Here is a 20062-nt window from a genome sequence, read left to right on the forward strand (position 1 = left end):
CAAGCGCGACGCAGAGCGTCAAGCGAGGCATTCCCACGCAGAGCGTCAAGTGAGACGTTCCCACGCAGAGCGTGGGAACGAGCACTCAGGATGTACTGATGCGCCAGATCCCGAACGGCATCTGCGGCTCCAGCCGGGTCCATTGGGTCTTGCCGTACCAGGTCCAGCGGTGGCCGTTCATCAAGTCTTCGCCTTGGGTCTGGGCATCGTCGGGCAAGCCCATCTCCCACAGCGGCAATTCAAAGTGGGCTTCCTGGACGTTGTGCGGGTCGAGATTGACGGCGACCAGAATGAAATTGCTGCCGTCTTCGCTGCGCTTGCCGAAATACAGAATGTTGTCGTTCCAGGCGTTGTAGAGCTTGAGCCCCAGGTGCGTGTGCAACGCCGGGTTCTGGCGGCGGATGCGGTTGAGCTGGGCGATCTCGGCGATGATGTTGCCCGGCGCGGTGAAGTCCCGAGGTCGGATTTCGTACTTCTCCGAGTCCAGGTATTCCTCTTTGCCCGGCACCGGCGCGGCTTCGCATAACTCAAAACCCGAATACATTCCCCACAGGCCCGAGCCCATCGTGGCCAGCGCAGCGCGAATCAGGAAGCCTGCGCGACCGGACTCATGCAGGAAACCCGGGTTGATGTCCGGCGTATTGACGAAGAAGTTCGGGCGGTAGCACTCACGCCAGGGCGACTGGTTCAGTTGGGCAAGGTACTCGCTCAGCTCAGCCTTGGTGTTGCGCCAGGTGAAGTAGGTATAGCTCTGGGAATAGCCGACCTTGCCCAGGCGCGCCATCATCGCCGGGGTGGTGAAAGCTTCGGCGAGAAAGATCACCTCCGGGTACTTGGCACGCACGTCGCTGATCAGCCATTGCCAGAACGGCAGCGGCTTGGTGTGCGGGTTGTCGACGCGAAAGGTCTTCACGCCCTCTTCCACCCAGCCCACCACGATGTCACGCAACTCGGTCCACAGGCTGGGGATGGCATCGGCCGCATAGAAATCGACGTTGACGATGTCCTGGTACTTTTTCGGCGGATTTTCCGCGTATTTGATCGTGCCGTCCGGGCGCCAGTTGAACCAACCCGGATGCTGTTTGAGCCACGGGTGGTCCTGGGAGCACTGGATGGCGAAATCCAGGGCGATTTCCAGGCCGTGGTCGGCAGCAGCCTTGACCAACCGGCGGAAATCATCGCGAGTGCCCAACTGCGGGTGAATAGCCTCGTGACCGCCCTCCTCACTGCCAATGGCGTAGGGGCTGCCCGGATCATCAGGGCCGGCGGTGAGTGAGTTGTTCTTGCCCTTGCGGTGGCTACGGCCGATGGGGTGGATCGGCGGGAAATACAGCACGTCGAAGCCCATGTCGTGGATCATCGGCAAGCGTGCGTGCACGTCGTTAAAGGTGCCGTGCCGCGCCGGATCGTCGGTGATCGAGCGGGGAAACAGCTCGTACCAGCTGGCAAATTGTGCGGCTTCACGTTCCACGTCAATCGGGTAGGCGGGGCTGACGCTCAAATAGGCGCGATGGTCGGCCCGGGTCATCAGGTGTGCACTGTCTTCGTGCAGGAACAACGCCACCTGCTCGGTTTCCAACAGGCCGGAAAGCTCATGGTGCAACAGCATCAAGCGGTCACGCAGTTCGTTGTCACTGCGTTCGGCGGCCTGCAGCACCAGGCTACGGCCCTCCTGCAACTCCAGGCTGACCGGCACGCCAGCTTCATGCTTCTTGCGCAGTTCGTAACAGAAGCTGGCAAAGGTGTCGATCCAGGCTTCGATGCAGTACTCATGGCGGCCTTGGTGGGCCACGGTAAACGCGCCCTCCCAACCATTGTTGCCGATATCAAGCATGACCACGCTGTGCCAGCTTTCGTCTCCCAGGGCGCGCCAGCGGATCAACACCGCCAGTTTATCGTGGCCATCGGCGAACACTTTGCTGGTGACATGAACCCGCTGGCCCACCACCGCCTTGACGGCAAACTCTCCGTTGTCGATGACCGGCATGGTGCTTTCGATCGCGATCCTGGGTAACAGCAGCGCCTGCGACAACGGCAGCACGGAGTCTTCTGGAACCAGTGTTTCGGCAGTCATCGAGCAGCTTCCCCTTACGCCCTTTGGACGCTCTTTGCTTGATACGAATTCAGAGACGGCGACGCTATCCTTGAGCTGGGCCGTTTAAAGTCCGAGCCTGGGCGCTGCCCAAAAGTTCAGGTGGATATACCGCCCCTGGGCGGGAATCATTTCCAGCAGGCGATGGTCCACCGATAGAGCAAAGCACAAACGAGGCCATCCCCATGAGTATCCCGATCCCCCCTGAGCCCGAAGATCCGAATATCGACGCCCCACCATTACCCCCGCCCGAACCGGAACGCGATCCTGAACAGGAGCCGCCTGAAAACCAGCCGCCACCGGTGCAGGAACCGCCCACGACGATGCCGCCGGTTATTGCCTGACTCACAGACACGCAAGCACTTGCCCGTGAACACAATATCGCGGGCAAGCGCTACTGAGCTTTCCTACTTCAATCACCGACAATACCGAGATCCCGCTCTTGATGAACAAGATAGATTCAGTCTCTCGTACGCTGCCTCGCCCCCTTGCCGGCCGCAGACTATCTTGTCCGTTAAGCGAGTACCTTCTATGCGCACCTCACTACTGCCCCCGTTCTCGGCTGTTCACGGCATCCAACAACCGCCAGTCAACGATTATCGGGAAAAACTGAACGATCTGTTCAGGGCCGGCCCAAGCGCAATCATGCGCAGGAAAGAGCCTGACACGCCCGCCTCCGCCCCTTCCAGGGCGCCGCAAACCTTTACCTTGCCCAACCCTGCCCCCTCTGCGAACGTAGAGCCGAAGACGGCCGGTGCCGACGCCACCCAGCTTGCCCAACTTCGTGCGCTGACCAGCCAGCAGAACATTACCAATATGCTGCGCGCGCCCAACTCACACGAGACCTCCGGGCAGGTGACCACGATTCGAAGCCTGTTAAGCAGGGAAAACGTCAAATCCTTGCTGCACGGCCCGGATGCAGACGAAGCGCGTAAACTGATTACCGATGTGAAGGAGCGTTTAGGTCAGTCAAGCCTGCAGATGATTCATGACCGATCCTCACATATCGAGGTCCCGGGCTTGAGCCTTGAGGAAATTCGCGAGCGTACCTCCACTCTTGATCCCGAGGAAGGGTTCAACTGCGCTATACAAATCGAGCGTGATCTACGCATTGAGAAGCTTTCTGCCATACAGCGAATGCGGCAAAGTACGCCTCTGGCTTCAGCCCTCTTCGATATCGGCAAAGAGGCGGACCTCGGCAACCCGCCCCCTCAACCGGATAATCCACCGCCCCCGGCAGAAAGCCTCACACACAACAACAATGTCAGGAATGACAATGGTCAGACCTTCACCTTCCGTAATACCCGTGAATCAAGTTTCGACGCACCTGAGCAAGTGATGGATTTTGACCACCACAGAGACAAACTCGATGTATCGGCAATTAGAAATCAACTCGGCAACACGCCATTGAAATTGGTAGGAAACTTCTCGGGAGCCAGTAGCGAGGTACAGATTCACTATAGCCCGGCTCACAATACGAGCGTGGTGATGATCTCCGGCAACCCGGGAGAGTCGCCCTTTGTGGTGAAAGCCTTAGGTGAGGTGAGATACGGCAACCTCATCACTTGACCTCCTTCACTCATCCTTCTCCAGCAGCTTGACGATCCGTGGCATCACGCTGAATACCGCCAGGGCCAGCAGCGTACTGAGCACCGCCGTCGATTCACGCCCCATTCCCGCCGCAACCCCAATGGCGGCGGTCATCCACAACCCGGCCGCGGTGGTCAGGCCCTTTACATGCTGGCCCTCTTCGTCTTCCTTGCCCTTGAGGATGGTGCCAGCGCCGAGGAAGCCAATGCCCGCGATGACCCCTTGAACCACACGGCTCATGGCATCCGCCTGGCTGCCGGACATCTGCGGCACCAGCACAAATAGCGCGGCGCCAAGCGCCACCAGCATATGGGTGCGCACTCCGGCCGCCTTGCCCTTGTGTTCACGCTCAAACCCCAGGATGCCGCCGAGGATCGCCGCGATCAGCAGGCGCACGGTCACTTGGGTGAGTTGCCGGGCATCGCCAATGTCTGCGAATTCGGCTTGCAGGGTTTGCCACGCCAGATGCCACCAGGCCTCCATGGATGCGCTCCTTTTTATTATGGATAGATAAAGGATGGACAGCGCAGACCGCCAGTCAGTTGCCTGGAACCCGTGCGCATGGCGGCCGCCTAACGCTGCATAGCCCACAAAACGGAGATTGTCATGACCGTACGCATCGAAAATCATCTGTGCTACTTCACGCTCGACGACAATGGCCAGGAACAAAGCCTGCCAGCCACACGGGTGACCGTCCTGACCGATCACGACAAAGCCATGTCTTATCTGGAACTGGCAGGTTCGCGCATCTACATCACCGAAGCCGAGGCGGACGCGCTGACGGTTGAAGGCGCAACCGATGGCCGTGAGCATGTAAAGGCGGGCCAACCTGGTTCGGTGATTTAATTGATCTGCATCATCAGACCCGCTCAACCCCTGCACCCCTATGCCCATGGGGTGCAGCAGATTGACGCACAAGAACGCTTCAAGCTGATCTGATCCGCTTTTTATCACCCCACCTGAGTCTGTTATGCAAACAGTCTGTCGCCCATAGTTCGTCGGCCTGATGGAGGCTGATGAGCGAATGACCATGAGCGAACGAATCCCAACCGTGGAAACCTTTGAGCCCATTCACCCCAAGAAAGTGAAGGCCAAATCCAGCGACAACCTGATCCATACCCGCAGCTTTACCGGCTTGTTTCGCACCCTGCGAGTGGGCGGTGCCGGCCTGCTGTTCCTGGCTTTTTTCGGCACCGTGTGGCTGAACTGGGGTGGGCGCCAAGCCGTACTGTGGGACCTGGCCGAGAGCAAGTTCCACATTTTTGGTGCGACGTTCTGGCCCCAGGACTTCATCCTGCTCTCGGCGCTGTTGATCATCTGCGCCTTCGGCCTCTTCGCGATCACGGTGTTTGCCGGCCGCGTATGGTGCGGCTACACCTGCCCGCAAAGCTCGTTCACCTGGCTGTTCATGTGGTGCGAGAAGGTGACCGAAGGTGAGCGCAACCAGCGCATCAAACTTCAGGCCGCCCCCTGGAGCCTGAATAAGCTGGCGAGGCGCTCGGCCAAGCACACATTGTGGCTGGGTATCAGTGTGTTGACCGGGCTGACGTTTGTGGGCTACTTCACCCCGATCCGCCCCTTGGCCGCCGAACTGTTAACGTGGCAGATCGGTGGGGTGAGCCTGTTCTGGGTGCTGTTTTTCACGGGCGCTACCTACATCAATGCCGGCTGGCTACGCGAAGCGGTGTGCATGCACATGTGCCCCTATGCACGCTTCCAGAGCGTAATGTTTGATAAGGACACCCTGACCATTTCCTACGACACCACCCGCGGCGAGCATCGGGGCCCGCGTAAACGTGACGTGCAGCCAGCCGAGGTTGGCCTTGGCGATTGCATCGATTGCCAGCTGTGCGTTCAGGTTTGCCCCACGGGCATCGACATCCGCGACGGCCTGCAAATGGAATGCATTGGTTGTGCGGCCTGCATCGACGCCTGTGATTCGATCATGGACAAAATGGGCTATGCCCGTGGCTTGGTCAGTTACACCAGTGAGCATCAATTGCAAGGTGGCAAGACCCACCTGCTCAGGCCGCGCCTGATCGGCTACAGTGCCGTGCTGCTGGTGATGATCGCGGCGTTGGTGGTGGCGCTGATTGAACGGCCGATGGTGTCGCTGGATGTGACCAAAGACCGAGGTATGTTCCGTGAAAACAGCCAGGGGTTGATCGAAAACATCTACAGCCTCAAGGTGATCAACAAGACCCAGCAGCGCCAGGACTACCGCCTGGAACTGGTGGATGCCGAGGGGTTCCAGCTGCAAGGCAAGACCCAGGTCAGTCTGGCTGCCGGGGAAATTGTCGATATACCGGTGTCGGTAGCGTTGCTGGCGGACACACCGGCCAGCAGCTCTCAAACCCTGCGTTTTAAAGTCACTGATGTGGATGAGCCTTGGATTTATACCGCTGCTGACAGCCGCTTCGTTGCGCCCTTGAATCGCTGAACAACGATAGAGATCAACTGTAGGAGCGAGCTTGCTCGCGAAAAACTCACCGTCGCCGCGTTCATTCAGGAAACACACGTTATCGTTGACGTTTTTCGCGAGCAAGCTCGCTCCTACAGTTCGCCCTGCATACACATTCAAAAAGCTAATCAGGCCGCCATGAAACGCTACGAAAAATTTGCCGACGACATCGCAGAACTGATCCGCTCCGGCGTCCTCGGCCCCGGCCAGCGCGTACCATCGGTACGCTATGCCAGCCAGGCCTACGGCGTCAGCCCGTCCACGGTATTCCAGGCCTATTACTTGCTGGAGCGTCGTGGCCTGATCAGGGCGCGCCCGCGTTCTGGCTACTTCGTCAACACCCACGCGCCGAGCCCGTTTTCCGAGCCGGTGGTGAGTGAGCAGGTGCATGAGTCCACCGATGTGGGTGTCAGTGAGCTGGTGTTCTCGGTACTGGACTCGATCAAAGACCCCAACACCGTGCCCTTCGGCTCGGCCTTCCCCAGCCCCATGCTGTTCCCGCTGCCGCGCCTGGCCCGCTCCCTGGCCAGTGCCAGCCGCGACATGGACCCCCGCCTGGTGGTCACCGACATGTCGCCAGGCAACCCACAACTGCGCCGCCAGATTGCCCTGCGCTATATGGTCGGCGGCCTGATGCTGCCGATGGAGGAGTTGCTGATCACCAACGGCGCCCTCGAAGCACTCAACCTGTGCCTGCAGGCCGTGACCGAACCGGGCGACCTGGTGGCCATCGAAGCGCCGGCGTTCTACGCCTGCTTGCAAGTGCTTGAACGCCTGAAGCTCAAGGCTGTGGAGATCCCGGTGCACCCGCGCGACGGTATTGACCTGAACGCCCTGGCCCAAAGCCTTGAGCGCTATCCGATCAAGGCCTGCTGGACCATGACCAGCTTCCAGAACCCCATGGGCGCCACGTTGCCTGAAGAGAAAAAACAGGCGCTGGTGGAACTGCTGCGCAGCCATCAAGTGCCTCTGATCGAAGATGACGTCTACGCCGAATTGTATTACGGGCAACAGGCCCCGAAACCGGCCAAGGCCTTCGACACCGAAGGGCTGGTGATGCACTGTGGCTCCTTTGCCAAGAGCCTGGCACCGGGTTACCGCGTGGGCTGGGTCGCCGCCGGGCGCTTCGCACAGAAGGTCGAGCGGCTGAAACTGATGACCTCACTGTGCCCGTCAATGCCGGCCCAGGCGGCGATTGCCGACTACCTGCAACACGGCGGCTATGACCGGCACCTGCGCAAACTGCGCTACGCCCTGGAAGAACAGCAAAGCGCCATGCTGGCGGCCATCGCTCGTTATTTTCCGGCGCAAACACGGGTCAGCCAGCCGGCGGGAGGCTATTTTCTGTGGTTGGAACTGCCGGAGCAGACCGACTCGCTGAAATTGTTCCAGATGGCTCTGGCCCAGGGCATCAGCATTGCGCCGGGGCCGATCTTTTCCGCCACTCAGCGGTTCAGAAACTGCATTCGCCTGAATTACGGAAGCCCTTGGAACGAGGCGTCGGAAAAGGCCATGGAGACACTAGGGCGGATCGTGCGCTCGTTTTAACGGCCGCCGCCCAAGTCGATAAACGTTCCGGTGGAATACGATGCCTTGTCCGACAGTAACCAGATAATCGCCTCTGCCACTTCATCCGGGCGCCCGCCACGCGCCATCGGGATACCGGATTCCAGCTTGCTGACCCGGTCCGGGTCGCCGCTCAGGGCATGGAAATCGGTAAAGATATAGCCAGGGCGCACGGCGTTGACGCGAATGCCCTCGCCCGCCACCTCCTTGGACAGCCCCAGGGTAAAGGTGTCCAGCGCCCCCTTGGAGGCCGCGTAGTCGACATACTCTCCCGGCGAGCCCAGCCGCGCCGCCACCGACGACACGTTGACGATACTGCCTCCCTGCCCTCCATGCCGGGGCGACATGCGCAATACCGCGTGTTTGGCACACAGGATCGGGCCCAGCACATTGGTCTTGAGGATTTTGAGGATACGAAACTCGGACATCTCATCGACCCGCGACTTATGCCCCACGGTGCCGGCGTTATTCACCAGCGCGGTGACCCGGCCCAGTTCCGTATCAACGCGATTGAACAGAGCGATCACTTCATCCTCGCTGCTGACATCGGCCCGCACGGCAATCGCCTGGGCACCCAGCGCGCGAACCTGATCCAGTACACGCAGGGCAGCGTCTTCATCAGACTGGTAGTTGATGCAGATGCGATAGCCTTGGCGAGCGGCGAGCAATGCCGTTTGGGCGCCAATGCCACGACTGCCCCCCGTGATGATGACGACTTTGTCCATGGCTGCGGCCTCCCGATTCAACCGGATGTTCAGGGTTGGATCCAAGAATACCCGTCACTGACTGCTTTTGTCAGGCGCCGGCTGTTCGGCGCCCCGGATATTCGCCATGAAGCTATCGGCCGGCAATGGATGCCCCAATAAGTAGCCTTGCAAGGAGTCACACCCCAGGCGGGTGAGGAAGTGCTGCTGCACATCGGTTTCCACCCCCTCGGCGACGATCCGCAGGCCCAGGGCCTGGCCGAGGGCCACGATGGCCGAGACGATGGCCGCGTCATCGCTGTCGTGTTCCAGGTCACGCACAAAACCGCGATCGATCTTCAGCTCGTTGGCCGGCAGGCGCTTGAGGTACATCAGGCTGGAGTAACCGGTGCCAAAGTCATCGATGGACAGGTCAACCCCCATGTCCGACAGTTGCTGCAATACCGTCATGCTCGCATCGGCATCGCTCATGGCGGTGGTCTCGGTGATTTCCAGCGTGAGGCTGTTGGCCGGCAATTGGTACCGTTCCAGTGCAGCCGCTACGCTGTTGACCAACCCGGCGTGGCAGAACTGCAACGCCGAGAGGTTCACGGCAATGCGCCAGTGCTCATAACCCTGTGCGTACCACTGACTCATCTGGCGACAAGCTTCATCGAGCACCCATTCGCCGATGGGAATGATCAGCCCGGTTTTCTCCGCCAGTGCAATAAACGTAGCGGGCATCAGCAAGCCCTGATGCGGATGCTCCCAGCGCAACAGCGCCTCGGCCCCCACGGCAAGACCACTGACGGCGTCGAACTTGGGTTGGTAATGCAAACGAAATTGCCCCTGCTCAAGGGCAATGCGCAGGTCCTGCAGCAATTGCAGTTGTTTGCGCGCATTGGTGTTCATCGACACATCGAAGAAGCTGTAGCCATTCTTGCCCATGCCCTTGGCGTGATACATCGCCGCGTCGGCGTTCATCAGCAGTTCCTGGGGGTTGCTACCGTTGCCCGGGAACATGGCGATGCCGATGCTGGCCGAGATCTGCAACTCATGCTCGGCCACCGTGAACGTGCGGTTGATCAGGCCCACCTGGCGCTCGGCCAAGCCCATCGCATCATCGGGCTGGGTGAGTTGCACCAGCAACACGAACTCATCGCCGCCGATGCGGGCCAAGGTATCCTGGCTGCGCAAGTCCTCGCGCAGGCGCAAGCCAACTTCGCGCAGCAACTGGTCGCCCAGGTGATGACCAAAGGCATCGTTGACCGGTTTGAAACCATCCAGGTCGATAAACATCAAGGCAAAGCAACCGCCCCGCTCGTGCACCGCCTGGATGCCTTGTTGTATGCGATCTGCCAGCAAGGTGCGATTGGGCAGGCCGGTGAGCATGTCATGCAGGGCCAGGTGGGTGAGTTCCTGGTTGGCCAGGGTCAGGGAATCGGCGAGTACGGCGGTGCGCGCTTCCAGGCGCGCATCCAGCACCGACGTCAACAGCGCAATGACCAATACCGCCAGCGAAGTGACCAAGACCAGGTTATCCAGGCCCTTGCCGCTCAGGCCCGTCAGTGCGGCACCGCAGAAGCTGTCATCGGCAAAGCGCGCCGCAGCCATCCCGGTGTAGTGCATCCCAACGATGGCCACGCCCATCACCACGGCTGCGCCGCCCCGAGCCAGACGCACATAAGGTGTGTTGCGCCGCAGGTTGAAGGCGATCCACAGCGCGGCGCCGGAAGCCACCACCGCGATCAACAACGAAGCGCCGAACAAGGCCGGGTCGTAGTCGATGCCCGGCGTCATGCGCATCGCGGCCATGCCGGTGTAATGCATGCTGGCGATACCGGCCCCCATCACCAGTGCGCCAAACGCCAGTTGCCAGGCCGGCAAGCGTGGCTGGCTGACCAGCCATAACGCGAAGCCACTGGATAGCACGGCGATCAACAGCGACAACAGGGTAATGCCTACCTCAAACCCAAGGGCAAACGGCAGGCGCAGGGCCAACATCCCGATAAAGTGCATGGACCAGATGCCGACGCCCATCGCCACTGCGCCACCCGTGATCCACAGGTAAACGGCACGCCCCTTGGCGGTCGCGATACGCCCGGCCAGGTCCAAGGCGGTGTAGGACGCCAGGATGGCCACGCACAGGGAAATCACGACAAGGGAGGTTGAATAGCTACCGATCAGCATGGGACGTCTCGCAGGCGACCGGCGCAAAAGCCCGTGCCGGGTGGCAAATCGGGCGATTGTAGCGAGTATGAATACAGGACAGGTGATTAATTAATCCATTGGCCATCACGCAATTTCTGGCGTCAATCGGCTGGCTTTATCTGGCTGTTTTCAACCACATCATGGACATCAAAATGTGCGGGGCTTGCGCAGATTTCCTGTGGGAGCGGGCTTGCCCGCGAAGGCGGTGTGTCAGTCACCGCATCTGCTACTGCACTAACGCTTTCGCAGGCAAGCCAGCTCCCCCCAGGGTGCTGTGCTTGACTGACTGGCATTGGGGCAAGCCCACACATTTGATCTTGCACCCACAGGATGCGCGGCGTATCCGGTTACTCCTTTTCGGCCAGGGAGGTCTGGCCATCCCAGCCTCCGCCCAATGCTGCGATCAACTGCACACTGGCCACCAGCCGCGACTGCAGCAAGGTCAATACCGTGCGCTCGTTGCTCAATGCCGTCGCCTGCACCGTGACCACATCCAGATAGGCAATCAACCCGGCCTTGTACTGGTTTTCGGTCAAGCGCAAGGATTCACGCGCGGCTTCCAGTGCTTCATTGCTAACCACCGCCTCATCGGCGAGCACCTTGAGCTGGACCATGTAGTTTTCCACCTCACGGAAACCGTCCAGTACGGTCTGGCGGTATTTGGCCACGGTCTCGTCATAGCTGGCCACGGTGCGGTCGACTTCCGCCGAGCGCTGGCCGCCATCGAACAGGGTCATCGCCAGTTTCGGCCCTACCGACCAGAAGCGGTTTGGCAGGCTGATCCAATCTTCATAGGTGCTGCTGGAGTAGCCCCCCGCCAAGCTCAAGGTCAGGTCGGGGTAATAGGCAGCCTTGGCCACGCCAATATTGGCGTTGGCGGCGATGACCGAGCGCTCGGCCGAGGCGATATCGGGGCGACGCTCCAGCAACTGGGACGGCAGGCTCACCGGTATCTGCGGCAGGGCCGGGATGTCTTTACTCACCGCCAAGTTGAAGTTGGCTGGCGCCTCACCGATCAGTACGGCGATGGCGTTTTCCAATTGGGCACGCTGCCAGATCAGATCGATCAGGCTGGCCTGAGTGGTCTTGAGCTGGGTTTGCGCCTGGGCGATGGCATCCTTGCCAGCCACACCGGCACGGTATTGGTTTTCGGTCATTTTCAATGAGCGCTGGTAGGTGTCCAGCGTGGCTTGCAGCAAACGCGTCTGCTCGTCCATGACCCGCAGTTGCAGGTAGCTTTGCACCAGTTCGGACTGTTGGCTCAGGCGCATCGCGGCCAAGTCGGCCGAGCTCGCCTCGGCGCTGGCTTCGTTGGCCTCCAGGCCTCGGCGCAACTTGCCCCAGATATCGGCTTCCCAACTCACGCCCAACTGGGCGTTGAGGGTGTCGCGGATACCGCTGCTGGAACTGCTGAGGCTGGCACTGCTGCTGCCGGTGCCCTGGCTGGCGCGGGTCTTGCCGACGCTCAGGTCAACGCTGGGGTAAAAGGCCCCCCGTGAGCTGCGTACCAGCGCCTGTGCCTGGCGAAAACGCGCCTCGGCCTGGGCGACGGTCTGGTTGGACGTGTTAAGGCGCACCACCAGGTCATTGAGTTGTCGGTCACCGTACAGCTCCCACCAGGCGCCACGCGCCAGGGAGTCGCTCGGGTTAGCCTGGCGCCAGCCTTGGGCCTCCTTGAACTGCACCGGCTCGATGACGTCCGGGCGTTTGTAGTCAGGGCCGATGGCGCAGGCGCTGAGCAACACACCACACATCATCACGGCCAATAACTTCATGCCATTGCCGCCAGCTTTATTGTGGCGAGGGAGATTGCTTGCGCTGGAGGGCGAAGCACTCCCAGGCTTTTTGGGGGCCGCTTCGCAGCCCAGCGGAAGCAAGCTACCTCGCCACAGCAGGCCCGCAGCTACGAGGGATTGGGTTGAGTCGGTCATAGCGCAGTGTCCAGGGCAGCATCGGTACGCACGCCGCGCCAGGCGTTGAAGCGATGGCGCGCGCGGTCCAGGTAAAGGTAAACCACCGGGGTGGTGTAAAGGGTCAGGACCTGGCTGAACACCAGGCCGCCAATAATGGTCAGGCCCAACGGGTGGCGCATTTCCGCACCATCACCACTGCCGAGCAGCAACGGCAAGGCACCGAGGATCGCGGCCAGGGTGGTCATCAGGATCGGCCGCAGGCGCAACAGGCAGGCGCTGCGGATCGACTCCAGCGGGCTCATGCCATCGTTGCGCTCCAATTGCAGCGCCAGGTCGATCATCAGGATCGCGTTCTTCTTCACCACGCCGATCAACAGGAACAAACCCAGCAGCGAGATCAGGCTGAACTCGCCCCCGAGCAGGTAGATCGCCAACAACGCACCGACACCGGCCGACGGCAGCGTAGACAGGATGGTCAGCGGGTGGATGTAGCTTTCATACAAGATACCCAGCACCAGGTACACCGCCACCAGCGCGCCGAGAATCATGAACGGCTGGCCTTTCTGGGTCGCGGCGAACGCATCGGCAGTGCCGGCCATCTTGGCGATCACATCCTCGGGCAACCCGACTTTGGCAATCGCACGCTCGATAGCCGCCGTGCCCTGCTCCACCGTGACCCCGGGCGCCATGTCGAAGGCGATATTCTCCGAAGCGAACTGGCCTTCATGGCTGACGCGGTCGTCGGCCAGGCTGTTCTCATAGTGGGCAATGGTCGACAACGGCACCCGTGCGCCGTCGGCCGTGATCACCTGCACCTGGTTGAGGGTGATCGGGTCTTGGGCGTATTTTGGGTTGACCTCCATCACCACCTGGTACTGGTTGAGGCTGTCGTAAATGGTGGAAATCTGCCGTTGGCTGTAGGCGTTGTTGAGCACCGCCGTGACCATGTCCATGTCGATGCCCAGGCGCTTGGCCTGGTCGCGGTCGACAATCAACGTCACTTGGGCCGCACCGCGGCCTTCGCGGGCGTCGATGGCGGTCAGCTCCGGCAACTCACGCATCGCCGCCACCACTTTCGGGTACCACAGGCGCAACGCGGCCAGGTCGCCGCTTTGCAGGATGTAGGAATATTGCGCGCTGGTCTGGTCGCGGCCGCCCCCGAACTGCAGGTCCTGGTCGGCCATGAGGAACAAGCGCCCGCCCGGCACCAGCGGCACCTCCTTGCGCAGGCGCTCGATCACCGCCTGGGCGGAGATCTTGCGTTCGCCAAGCGGCTTGAGGCGCACCAGCATCACTGCGTTGTTAGTGCCTTGGTTGCCACCGATAAAGCCGGCCACACTGAGCACCGCCGGGTCCTTGAGCACCGCCTGGCGAAAGATCTCCATCTTCGGCTGCATGACGCTGAACGACAGGCCATCGTCACCGCGCACAAAGCCGATCAACTGGCCGGTGTCCTGCTGGGGCATGAAGGTTTTGGGCACCACCACGTACAGCGCGATATTCACGCCCACGGTGACGAACAGGCTGAGCAAGGTCAGGCGCCGATGGCGCAGCACCCAATCCAGGCTGGTGGCGTAGCCGGCGACCATGCGCTCGTTGATCTTCTGGCTCCAGCGCTGCAAACCGGTCTGCCGGTCCTTCACATGCGGCTTCAACCAGCGAGCACACAGCATGGGTGTCAAGGTCAGCGAGACAATCAGCGAGACGATGATCGCCGCCGACAAGGTGATGGAAAACTCGCGGAACAGGTTGGTAACAATGCCGCCCATGAACAGGATCGACAGGAACACCGCCACCAGCGACACGTTCATCGACAGCAAGGTAAAGCCCACTTCCTGGGCGCCCAGGTAGGCGGCTTTCATCGGTGGCACGCCGTCGTCGATGTGCCGGGAAATGTTCTCCAGCACCACGATGGCATCGTCCACGACCAAACCGGTGGCGAGGATCAGCGCCATCAGCGAAAAGTTATTCAGCGAAAAGCCATACAGGTACATCACCGCAAAGGTGCCCACCAGCGACACCGGCACCGCCAGGGTCGGGATCAGCGAAGCACGGAAGTTACCCAAGAACAGGTACACCACCAGGATCACCAGCCCCACGGCAATCAGCAGGGTCATTTCCGCCTCATGCAGGGTGGCAGTGATCACTGGCGAGCGGTCCATGGCCAGGCTGAGCTTGACGCTGGACGGCAACACCGCCTGCAACGCCGGCAACTGCGCCTTGATCTGCCGCACGGTTTCGATGATGTTGGCGCCGGACTGGCGGTTGATCACCAGCAACACCGCCGAATCATTGTTGAAGAAGCCGCTATTGTAGCGGTCTTCCACGCCATCAGTGATCTTCGCCACGTCCTTGAGGCGCAGGGCGGCGCCGTCCTGGTAGCGAATCAGCAGGGGCTCATAGTCCTTGGCTTTCTCCAACTGGTCGTTGGCCTGGATCTGCCAGTTGCGCTCGCTGTCTTCCAGTGAGCCTTTGGGCCGGCGCTGGTTGGCATTGGCGATGGTGTTGCGCACATCGTCCAGGGCGACGCCGTACTGATCGAGGGCCTTGGGTTCCAGTTCGATGCGCACCGCCGGCAGCGAACTGCCGCCGATCTGCACTTCGCCCACACCCGGCACCTGGGACAGGCTCTGGGACAGAATGGTCGAGGCCAGGTCGTACAACTGACCCTTCTGCAACACGTCGGAGGTCAGCGACAGCACCATGATCGGCGCCTGGGACGGGTTGATCTTCTTGTAGGTGGGCATGCTGCGCATGCCACTGGGCAGCAGGTTGCGCGACGCGTTGATGGCCGCCTGCACTTCCCGCGCCGCCCCGTTGATATCGCGGTCGGAATCGAACGCCAGAATCACCCGGGTAGAGCCCTGGCTCGACGAGCTGCTCATGGTGGTGATACCGGCAATCGCGCCGAATGAACGCTCCAGCGGCGTGGCCACCGTAGACGCCATCACCTCGGGGCTGGCGCCGGGCAAGCTGGCCGACACCACGATCACCGGAAAGTCGATCTGCGGCAATGGCGACACCGGCAACAAATTGAAGCTGACGCCACCGAGCAACATGATCGCCAGGCTCAGCAGCATGGTCGCGACCGGCCGGCGGATGAAAGGTCCGGACAGGTTCATGGCTCAACCGGCTCCAGGCGTTGTGGCTCTTTGCGCCAGCGCCGGCCAAGACGATCGAAGTACAGGTAGATCACCGGCGTGGTGAACAGCGTCAACACCTGGCTCACCAGCAACCCGCCGACCATCACCAGGCCCAGGGGCTGGCGCAGTTCGGCGCCGGAGCCGCTCGCTAGCATCAAAGGCACCGCGCCGAACAAGGCAGCCAGGGTGGTCATCAGGATTGGCCGGAAGCGCAACAGCGCGGCCTGGTAGATCGCGGTCTGCGGGTCCAGGCCCTGGTTGCGTTCGGCGTCGAGGGCGAAGTCGATCATCATGATCGCGTTCTTTTTCACGATACCGATCAGCAGGATGATGCCGATGATCGCGATCATGCCCAGGTCATTGCCACTGAGCAGCAACGCCAGCAAGGCCCCCACCGCCGCCGACGGCAAGGTCGATAGGATAGTGATCGGGTGGATGTAGCTCTCATAGAGCACACCGAGCACGATGTACATGGTGACCACCGCCGCCAGGATCAACAGCAAGGTGCTCGACAACGAGGCTTCGAACGCCTGGGCCGCGCCCTGGAACTGGGTTTGCACGCCCACCGGCATGCCGATGTCCTTCTGGGTCTGGTTGATCAGTTCCACGCCTTTGCCCAACGCTACGCCGGGCGCCAGGTTGAACGACATCATCACCGCCGGGAACTGGCCGATATGGGCAATTGCCAATTGCGCCTGGCGCTGTTCCACATGGGCCAGGCTCGACAGCCGTACCTGACCACCGTCAGTGGTTTTCACATGGATCTGGTTGAGGGCCGCCGGGCCGAGGGTTTCGCCGGACTGGGCCTGCAACACCACTCGATACTGGCTGGCCTGGGTGTAGATGGTGGAGATCTGGCGCTGGCCGAAGGCGTCATACAGCGCATCGGTGATGGTCGAGACACTTACGCCCAGGCGCGAGGCCGCGTCGCGGTCGATCACCAGGTACACCTGCAAGCCTTTGTCCTGCAGGTCACTGGCCACGTCGGTGAGTTCCGGCAACTGGCTGAGGGCGTGTACCAGCTTGCCGCTCCATAACGCCAACAACTCGGCGTCCGGGGAGGACATGCTGAACTGGTACTGGGTACGGCTGACCCTGTCCTCGATGGTGAGGTCCTGCACCGGTTGCATGAACAGGCGGATACCCACCAGCTTGTCGATCTGCGGTTGCAGGCGGGTGATGACCTCGGCTGCGCTCAAGTCGCGCTGGCCGTGAGCCTTGAGGTTGATGAGCAAGCGGCCGCTGTTGAGGGTGGCGTTATCGCCATCCACGCCAATGTAGGACGACAGGCTCTCGACCGCAGGGTCGGCGAGAATGATCTTCGCCAGTTCCTGCTGGCGCTGGCTCATGGCCGCAAAGGAAATCGACTGCGGCGCCTCGGAAATACCCTGGATCACCCCGGTGTCCTGCACCGGAAAAAAACCCTTGGGCACCACCAGGTACAGCACCACCGTAAGCCCCAGGGTGGCGATCGCCACCAGCAACGTCAGCGGCTGGTGCTTGAGCACCCACTGCAACTTGCGGCCGTAGGCTTCGATCAGCCAATCAATCCAGGCGCCGCTGGCTTTGTAGAAGCGGCCCTGCTCTTCTTCCTTGGGTTCGCGCTTGAGCAGGCGCGCGCACATCATGGGCGTGAGGGTCAGGGACACTACCAGGGAAATCAAGATCGCCACTGCCAGGGTGATGGCAAACTCACGGAACAGCCGCCCGACCACGTCGGCCATGAACAGCAACGGGATCAATACCGCGATCAACGACAGCGTGAGGGACACCAGGGTGAAACCGATCTGCTTGGCGCCCTTGAGCGCGGCCGCCATCGGCGTCTCGCCTTCCTCGATATAGCGCGAAATGTTCTCCAGCATCACGATGGCGTCGTCCACCACAAACCCGGTGGCGATGGTCAGGGCCATCAGCGTCAGGTTATTGATGGAGAATCCGGCCAGGTACATCACACCAAAGGTGCCCACCAGGGACAGCGGCACGGCGATGGACGGAATGATCGTGGCGCTGACCCGGCGCAGGAACAGGAACGTCACCATGACCACCAGAGCAATGGCGATCAGAAGCTCGTGTTGCACGTCTTTGACCGAAGCGCGGATGGTCTGGGTGCGGTCGGTGAGCACCGTCACGTCCAGGCCGGCCGGCAGGTTGTCGGTGATGCTCGGCAGCAGGGCCTTGATACGGTCTACCACCTCGATCACGTTGGCGCCCGGCTGGCGCTGGATATTGAGCAACACGGCCTGGTTCTCGTTGGCCCAGGCGGCAAGGCGCTCGTTTTCGGCGCCGTCGACGATCTGCGCGACATCCTTGAGCCGCAGCGGAGCGCCATTGTTGTAGGCCAGGATCAGTTCGGCGTATTGCTCGGGCGAGACCAGTTGGTCGTTGGCGTCGAGCATCGAAACGCGGGTGGGGCCGTCAAAGTTACCTTTGGGCTGGTTGACGTTGGAGGCGGCGATCAGGGCGCGTACGTCCGAGAGGTTCAAGCCATTGGCCGCCAGGGCCTCGGGGTTGACCTTGATACGCACGGCCTGGCGCTGGCCACCGGCGATGCTGACCATGCCGACACCGCTGATCTGCGCGATTTTCTGCGCCATGCGTGTGTCGACCAAATCATTGAGCTTGGGCAGCAACATGGTCTTGGAGGTGATTGCCAGGGTCAGCACCGGGGTATCCGCCGGGTTGACCTTGTTGTACACCGGCGGCGCCGGCAGATCCTTGGGCAACAGGTTGGTGGCGGCGTTGATCGCGGCCTGCACCTGTTGCTCGGCCACATCCATATTGATGTCGAGGTTGAAACGCAGGGTCAGCACCGAGGCGCCGCCGGAGCTGGTAGAGGCCATCTGGGTCAGCCCGGGCATCTGCCCGAACTGGCGCTCCAGCGGTGCGGTGACCGCGCTGGTCATCACATCGGGGCTGGCGCCGGGGTACAGGGTCATCACCCGGATAGTCGGGTAATCCACCTGGGGCAACGCCGACACCGGCAGCAGGCGGTACGAAATGATGCCGGCCAGGACAATGGCCAGCATGCTCAGCGTGGTGGCGACCGGGCGAAGGATGAACAGGCGCGACAGGTTCATGAACCGACCTTTTGCGCCTTGCCGGCGTCAGCCCCGGTCTCCCCTTTCGCTGCGGGCTTGCCTTGCAGGTGCTCGGTCGGCGTGGTCGGCACCTCGCTGCTGGCGTTGACCACTTCGATCTCGCTGCCGTCCTTGAGGCGGTCGGTGCCTTCCAGCACCACGCGGTCGCCAGCGACCAGGCCGTCCTTGATCACGGTGTTTTCGCCATCGGTGTCACCTACCACCAAGGGCTGGACCTTGACCTTCTTGTCGCCGTCGAGCTTGTAGACAAAGGTGCCATTGTTGCCGAACTGGATCGCCGCAGATGGCGCCAGCACCACGTTCTTCAAGGTATCAGCCAGCAGGTGCACATTGACGAACTGGTTGGGGAACAGCGCCTGGTCCTTGTTATCGAAACGCGCCTTGAATTTCAGTGTGCCGGTGGTGACGTCAATCTGGTTGTCCAGGCTTTGCAGTACACCGACTGCCTGCTTTTTCACGTCGCCACGGTCCCAGGCTTCCACGGGCAACTTGTTACCGGCGTGGTAACGAGCCAGCACGGTTTCCAAGGTATTTTCCGGCAGGGTGAAGGCCACGCTGATTGGCTGGGTCTGGGTGATTACCGCCAGGGCGGTGGTGTCGTTGGCGGCGACGAGGTTGCCGACGTCAAGCTGGCGCAAACCGACCCGGCCGCTGATGGGCGCGCGGATTTTGGTGAATTCCAGGTTGAGCTTTGCGTCGTCCACCGCGCCCTGGTTGGTCTTGACCGTGCCCTGGTACTGCAACACCAGCGCTTCGGCGGTGTCCAGGGTTTGCTTGGCGATACTGTCCTGGGCGTACAGGTCGCGATAACGCTGTACATCGACCTGGGCGTTCTTCAACTGGGCCTGGTTCTGCAGCAAGGTGCCCTGGGCCTGGAGCAAGGCGTTCTGGTAGCTGCGCGGGTCGATTTCTGCCAGCAGGTCGCCGGCCTTGACCATTTGCCCTTCCTCGAAGGCGATCTTGACCAACTCGCCGCCCACCCGGCTGCGCACATTAATGGTGTTCAGCGCCGTGACCGTGCCCAGCGCCTTGTAGTACACCGGGAACTCACCCAGCACTGCAGGGGCCACGCGCACCGGCACTGGGCCAGTGGACCCGCCGAAGCCCGGGCGCGCCATGCCGGTTTTACCCGTGTGCCCGGCCGGAGCGTCTTTATGGGCCGCGCCGCTGGGCCAGAATTTCCAGCACAGGCCGGCGATAACCAGCAGCACGAGCAGGCCAAACAGCCAGCGGCGGGAGTTGCGGGGGGAGGATTGCATGGAGTGATCAACCATTGGGCGCGAGAGCTTCTACTTTGGGAGGCTG

The 20062-nt window shown here is 61.4% G+C and carries 13 protein-coding genes; 5 read left to right on the forward strand and 8 right to left on the reverse strand.

What is annotated here, in order from left to right:
• Positions 1-85 precede the first annotated feature (85 nt).
• Positions 86-2074, reverse strand: coding sequence for an alpha-1,4-glucan--maltose-1-phosphate maltosyltransferase (locus tag GIW79_RS19415; protein WP_236455822.1), 1989 nt, complete (start codon positions 2072-2074; stop codon positions 86-88).
• A 203-nt stretch (positions 2075-2277) separates the two neighbouring features.
• Here GIW79_RS19415 and GIW79_RS19420 point away from each other — a divergent pair, with 203 nt between their 5' ends.
• Positions 2278-2436, forward strand: coding sequence for a hypothetical protein (locus GIW79_RS19420; RefSeq protein ID WP_167514236.1), 159 nt, complete (start codon positions 2278-2280; stop codon positions 2434-2436).
• 187 nt (positions 2437-2623) lie between these two features.
• A complete protein-coding gene (locus GIW79_RS19425; RefSeq protein WP_236477403.1) occupies positions 2624-3661 on the forward strand; it encodes a M10 family metallopeptidase C-terminal domain-containing protein in 1038 nt (345 codons plus the stop codon).
• Positions 3662-3667: 6 nt separating this feature from the next.
• Here the strand turns inward: GIW79_RS19425 and GIW79_RS19430 are convergent, their stop codons facing one another.
• A complete protein-coding gene (locus GIW79_RS19430) occupies positions 3668-4165 on the reverse strand; it encodes an MgtC/SapB family protein (RefSeq protein ID WP_034127637.1) in 498 nt (165 codons plus the stop codon).
• A gap of 123 nt (positions 4166-4288) precedes the next feature.
• Here GIW79_RS19430 and GIW79_RS19435 point away from each other — a divergent pair, with 123 nt between their 5' ends.
• The 3 genes from GIW79_RS19435 to mapR all read left to right on the forward strand — a co-directional run bounded on the left by GIW79_RS19435 (position 4289) and on the right by mapR (position 7691).
• Positions 4289-4528: a DUF3203 family protein gene (locus tag GIW79_RS19435; RefSeq protein ID WP_236455491.1), complete on the forward strand. Its 240-nt coding sequence runs from the start codon at positions 4289-4291 to the stop codon at positions 4526-4528.
• 184 nt (positions 4529-4712) lie between these two features.
• Positions 4713-6122 (forward strand): cytochrome c oxidase accessory protein CcoG, encoded by a 1410-nt coding sequence (gene ccoG, locus GIW79_RS19440; protein WP_034127668.1) that lies wholly within the window; start codon positions 4713-4715, stop codon positions 6120-6122.
• Between the two features lie 159 nt (positions 6123-6281).
• Complete coding sequence (mapR, locus tag GIW79_RS19445; protein WP_054898710.1) at positions 6282-7691, forward strand: GntR family transcriptional regulator MpaR; 1410 nt, start codon at positions 6282-6284, stop codon at positions 7689-7691.
• Here the strand turns inward: mapR and GIW79_RS19450 are convergent.
• From GIW79_RS19450 to GIW79_RS19475, 6 genes are all read right to left on the reverse strand, one after another.
• Positions 7688-8434: an SDR family oxidoreductase gene (locus GIW79_RS19450; protein ID WP_034127640.1), complete on the reverse strand. Its 747-nt coding sequence runs from the start codon at positions 8432-8434 to the stop codon at positions 7688-7690. The genes mapR and GIW79_RS19450 overlap by 4 nt on opposite strands.
• Before the next feature lie 54 nt (positions 8435-8488).
• Positions 8489-10582, reverse strand: a complete 2094-nt coding sequence (locus GIW79_RS19455) for a putative bifunctional diguanylate cyclase/phosphodiesterase (protein WP_054898711.1) — start codon at positions 10580-10582, stop codon at positions 8489-8491.
• A gap of 368 nt (positions 10583-10950) precedes the next feature.
• On the reverse strand, positions 10951-12378 hold the full coding sequence (locus GIW79_RS19460; protein WP_057977224.1) for an efflux transporter outer membrane subunit: 1428 nt from the start codon (positions 12376-12378) through the stop codon (positions 10951-10953).
• 152 nt (positions 12379-12530) lie between these two features.
• Complete coding sequence (locus GIW79_RS19465; RefSeq protein ID WP_054921435.1) at positions 12531-15638, reverse strand: efflux RND transporter permease subunit; 3108 nt, start codon at positions 15636-15638, stop codon at positions 12531-12533.
• Positions 15635-18736: an MdtB/MuxB family multidrug efflux RND transporter permease subunit gene (locus GIW79_RS19470; RefSeq protein WP_014718694.1), complete on the reverse strand. Its 3102-nt coding sequence runs from the start codon at positions 18734-18736 to the stop codon at positions 15635-15637. Before GIW79_RS19470 ends, GIW79_RS19465 begins: the two co-directional genes overlap by 4 nt.
• Positions 18733-20031 carry an MdtA/MuxA family multidrug efflux RND transporter periplasmic adaptor subunit gene (locus GIW79_RS19475; protein ID WP_106118030.1) on the reverse strand — a complete coding sequence of 433 codons (1299 nt, stop codon included), beginning with the start codon at positions 20029-20031 and terminating at the stop codon, positions 18733-18735. Before GIW79_RS19475 ends, GIW79_RS19470 begins: the two co-directional genes overlap by 4 nt.
• Positions 20032-20062 lie beyond the last annotated feature (31 nt).

The organism is Pseudomonas sp. PA-7-1E (genome assembly GCF_021605325.1).
In the GTDB taxonomy this organism is placed as follows: domain Bacteria; phylum Pseudomonadota; class Gammaproteobacteria; order Pseudomonadales; family Pseudomonadaceae; genus Aquipseudomonas; species Aquipseudomonas fluorescens_BV.